General features: G+C 33.9%; 2 protein-coding genes. Both read left to right on the top strand.

The window, feature by feature from the left end; genetic code table 11:
* The first annotated feature begins 214 nt into the window (after positions 1-214).
* A complete protein-coding gene (locus V7137_RS28955) occupies positions 215-4,390 on the top strand; it encodes a S8 family serine peptidase (RefSeq protein WP_335701262.1) in 4,176 nt (1,391 codons plus the stop codon).
* A 134-nt stretch (positions 4,391-4,524) separates the two neighbouring features.
* Positions 4,525-5,136, top strand: a complete 612-nt coding sequence (locus tag V7137_RS28950) for a hypothetical protein (protein WP_335701261.1) — start codon at positions 4,525-4,527, stop codon at positions 5,134-5,136.
* Positions 5,137-5,305: the final 169 nt, after the last annotated feature.

Here is a 5,305-nt window from a genome sequence, read left to right as displayed (position 1 = left end):
ATTAAGTCGGTATTTGAAGGAGACTTGTATTCTGAAAATTTATAGGTACGGATAACCCAATTGAAAAATATCCTAATAGTTTGAATAATTAGTAATGCAAAATAATTTTTAATGAATAGTTTTTTAGAATATGAAACTACTAGTATATTATAATCATTTCTTAATCGTTCATTGAAGGATTTATTTTGTTAACTAGAATATCTGGAGGATGAATATGCGGAAAAAGGCAGAGAAAAAGTTTTTAAACAGCTTTACAGTTTTAGCATTATCATCAAGTTTTATATTGGGCTCACTTGGGCAAGTAACCAATAACACAATAGCAGCCAGTCCAAGTAAGGTAGAAGATATTCTAGCAAATTTAACATCAGAACAAAGAGCAGCTCTTAATCAGCTTTCAACAAATGAAGAGACAGGACTTCAAATTTCTTCTGATATTAATTTAAACTCTTCAAACCAAACAAATGTCATTGTTGAGTTTGCAAATAAACCTGCTAAAGTCGCTCAAATTGAAGCGAGTGTAGATGGCCAGCAATTAACAGAGGCTGAAGCAGCAAAATTAGTCGATCAGGATCACGTGACATTTTCAAAAGATTTAGGACAAGTATTAACTGATCAAAATAGTAAAAAAATAGACTATAAGATTAATCGTTCATATAAACATGCATTTAATGGTGTTTCAATGACTCTACCAGCAAACCAAATTGAAAAACTATTAAAATCAAAAGCTGTAAAGAAAGTTTGGAGTAACGAAATATTTACGATTGATCCGCCTGCTCAAGTGAAAGAGAGTGAGCCAAAAAAAGCTGATGAATTTAATATTGCAAACTATACACCATATGATGGATTAGGCCGTTTACATGCAGAAGGATTTACTGGAAAAGGGATAAAAGTAGGGATTTTAGATACTGGTATTGATTATAACCATCCAGATTTAAAGGATGCGTTTAAAGGCGGATATGATTTCGTTGATAATGACAATGATCCGATGGAAACTACATATGCAGATTGGAAAAAATCAGGACAATCAGAATTCATTAGTGGTAGTGCATATTATACTGAGCATGGTACACATGTAGCGGGTATCATTGGTGGTCATGGTAAAGCAAATAGTGAATATAAAACTGTTGGTGCGGCACCGGAATCAGATATTTATTCTTACCGTGTACTTGGTCCATATGGTAGTGGAACAACTGATGCAATCATAGCCGGAATTGATCGTGCAGTAAAAGATGGTATGAATGTTATTAATATGTCTCTAGGAGCAACATTAAATGACCCTCTATTTGTAACTTCCATTGCGGTAAACAACGCAGTTTTAAGTGGAGTTACTACTGTCATTGCGGCAGGAAATAGTGGAGATCAAATGTATACTGTAGGTGCGCCTGGAGCTGCAGCGTTAGCTTTAACGGTAGGAGCGTCATCTATCGCACTTGATATTTATCAATATGCAGGTGTACAAGATGGTAAAAACTATTCTTTAAGACAATTAGCAAGAAATTATAAAGACGATTTAACAACATTAAAAGGTAAAACTTATCAGCTTGTTGATGTCGGACTAGCTAACCCTTGGGACTTTACTGGAAAAGATCTAAACGGTAAGATTGCATTCATTAAACGTGGATCAATTGCATTAATTGATAAAATCAAAAATGCAAAAGCAGCTGGCGCTGCTGGCGTATTAATGTATAACGATGAAACAAATAAAGCTGAAGGTGCAATTCAAGCATTCCTTGGTGAATCAGTCGATGCAATCCCTGCATTCTCAGTATCAAATGATGAAGGTAATACAATCGCAGCTGCAATTAAAGCTGGTAAAACGGATTTCACATTTGGCGATTTCACGAAGTTAAAAACAGCTTCCGATGAACTAGCACAATTTAGTTCAAGAGGTCCATCTCGAGTGAACTATGATATTAAACCAGAAGTAACAGCACCTGGTGTGTCAATTCTTTCAACTGTTCCATTTTATGTAAACGATAAAACAGTTGATGGATCAAAACCAGAGGATTACAAGTATGCGTATGAACGCTTATCAGGTACTTCAATGGCGACGCCGTATGTAGCAGGAGTATCTGCTTTATTACTTCAATCAAATAAAGATTTAAAACCGGAAGATATCAAATCAATTTTAATGAATACAGCAGATCCACTATCAAAGGCTTATAGTGTATTTGAAGCAGGAAGTGGTAGAGTAGATGCATATGAAGCAATCCACTCAAATGTTGAATTAGAAGTAGTAGATAAAACGCCAACAATCATTAATGGAAAACAAAAATCAATTCAAGAATTAACAGGTGGAATGAGTTTTGGTTCATTTGGCTTTGATAATCAAGATATAGCTGATTCTCGTACTGTTACATTAAAAAATCGTAGTGAGAAAGCGAAAACATTCAATGTCAATGTTAAATTCCAAACTGGATTAAGAGGTTCATTAGATGCAGCTAAAAATAATGTAACATTAACTGGTCCTACATCTGTCAAATTAAATGGAATTAGCCAAAAATCAATCAAGTTCAATTTAAACATTCCAAAAACTGCTGAAAAAGGCACTTATGAAGGATATATTACATTCACGAACACTCAAGATCCAACAGAAACATATCAAATTCCATTTGGTGGACGAGTAGTGAATGAAGGCATTGGTTCAGTTGACGCCTTACCAATGTATTCGTCAGATACAGCTTGGCCGGACAATGCGTGGCCTTTCGAATCATTTTCATTCTCATTAAAATCACATATGAAAACATTAGATATCGTTTTACAGGATCCTAATACAGGTGAGGACCTAGGATTAGTAGGTTCATTGAGTCCGATTATATTGAATGAAAATCAAACTTATTATGTTTCAAGAGGTTTTACTGGAACATATTATCCATTTACTGGTGATTCAAAGAATCCGATTGCATATCAACCAGAAATTGCTCAACCAGGACGCTATAAAATTAAGCTGGTTGGATCAAATGAACAAGGTAAAACATTCACAAAATCAGCTGATTTCATCTATGACTTAGGTGCACCAACTATGACTTCTAGCTTTGATTCATTAGACCAAAAAGTAATTGAATACAATGATAGTCAATTTGATTCAAATGGACAATTCTTATATGACTTTAACTTTAACTTAAATGATCCTGAAACAGAAGAAGCTAGTAAACTAGGTCTTCCAGTTGATCAATCAAACAATGCAATTGTTACATTTTATAATAGTCCATGGCCGAAAAATCCAATTTTTACAGATAAAAACGGAAATTACAATGATAAACTTGTAGTTAGAAAACAAGCTGCACCTTTACAAGTTCAGTTTTATGGAATGGATTATGCAAGAAACTTTACTGGAAATGCTTTTAATATGTTAAGAGTTGTTTTTGTGGATCACAATTTACCATATTACTATTTAAAAGCAAATAAACAAATCGTAACTACAGGAGATACAGTAAATTATAGCGTTCGTTCAAATAATGTTAAAAATTTAAAGACAACTAAAATTACAATACCAGTTGATTCTAACCTTGCTTCAATTGAAAATGTAGTTGTAAATGATGTGGTAAAACAATATGGTGATGCAAAAGTGTCAGTATCTACGGTTCCATCAGGGGGGTATTTAAACTATACAATTACATTCACTTATTTAGGCGATAAATTATTACCAGAAGACTTACAGTTATTTAATTTCGACCTTAAAACGTCTAAAAAATTTACAGATGGTGTTTATGGAGGATCTGCTTTCAATTGGTATACAATGACAGCCTCTACGACTGATCAATCAGATGTTGTGACTAATAATGTTTACTCTTACATGGAAAGTATTAAATACAAACCAACCTATTCAAGATTAGATGGAGCATTGCGTTTAGAAGGGACAATTGATCCTGCAACAGGTCAGCAAAATTATGCGATTGATCTAAGTGCAATCGGTGCAAAAGTAACAGTTACTTCTTATGATGGAAAAACAAGTGTTAATGCGCCGAGTTTCAATAAGAGTGGGCAGTATATCATTGAAGGTCTTAAAGCTGAAGTAAATCCTTATACGGTAACTGTTGATGTACCAGGTCATTTCACTATGAACCGACAACTTGTTTTATCCAATAATGTACGTGGGGAAATCGTAGGAAAAAGATTAGCTTGGAACTTACCAGTTGCTGCAGCTGGCGATGTAAACAAAGATAATGTTATCGATATTCTAGATGCATTAGCAGTACAAACATATTGGGATACGAATAAAGCTACAGCAGATTTTAACTTTGATAAAGTAGTTGATAAAAAGGATATGGATTACATTGTTAAAAACTTCGGATTACAAAATCCAACAGTTTCAAATGCACCAATAGCGAAAAAATCGTATAAAGGTTCAACATTGGACAGCATATTAAGTCAATTAGGCATAAAATAGACTTCAATGTAATTACAGGGAAAATTACTAGAATAATGTGAATGAATAGGTACCGGTATTGCATTGTGGTTAGAATGCCGGTACCTATTATACTTTAAATCTTAGAACTAAAGGGTGAAGAAGGAGGAAAGACGTTGGGGGAATACAAATATATTCAGACTTATACTAGGTATAGCAATGCAGAAAACTTTCAACAGATACTCCGTAATTTTAGACACTTGTTGCTACAAACGGGTTTCTCACAAGATGAAGTAGACAGATGGCTTTCAGGTATAATCTGGTCGGTAGATGATTTTCGATTAGATTCTGAAGAATCGATTCCACTAAGCCATAACATGTTGTTAGAGCTGGATCATTCTAAACTGAATGTCTTTGCTTCCATCATAATTTGGACAGATAAAATAGGTTCATATTCATTAAAAGAACCTTGGATTGAGCTTTTAATAATGGTGAAACTCGAAGACCAACCATATACAAAAGATGTTTCGAAATGGGAAAAGGTGTTATTCAAAATCATGTCTTTGTTCTTTGAAACGTTTCAAGAAACAGGAGTGTATTTAACAAACAAAATGCAAGACGGAGAAGCATTCATAGGTCTTGTAGGAAATCGAGAAGAAAAACTTTGGGCATTTGATTGTGCCATCATCCCGCTTCCTTACTATCCGTTGTATGAAAATGTGCCAGAGGATTTTAGAAGCTATACAGTTCCGCACGGTATAGGTTATGTAAGGAAGAATCAAGAATGATAGGTTACTATTGTTAAATCGAACCAAAGAACGGCCATATTATTACATAATCTTACAAATTGATTTTCGATTTAGTGTTATGTTAAAAAACAGATTAATGATTAAATTAAAAATATTTCTTAAAAAATTGTCGGATAGATAGTGAATTTTCTTACGACTCTTCCAAGAG

Origin of the sequence: Neobacillus drentensis (assembly GCF_036962765.1) — a bacterium.
GTDB classification, from domain to species: Bacteria; Bacillota; Bacilli; order Bacillales; family Cytobacillaceae; genus Neobacillus; species Neobacillus drentensis_C.
The sequence above is the reverse complement of the archived record's forward strand: the minus strand, read 5'-3'. Positions and strand labels throughout refer to the sequence as shown.

Excerpts from the sequence above, each read along its gene's own strand:
- V7137_RS28955 (WP_335701262.1), top strand. The coding sequence starts at position 215 with ATGCGGAAAAAGGCAGAGAAAAAGTTTTTAAACAGCTTTACAGTTTTA.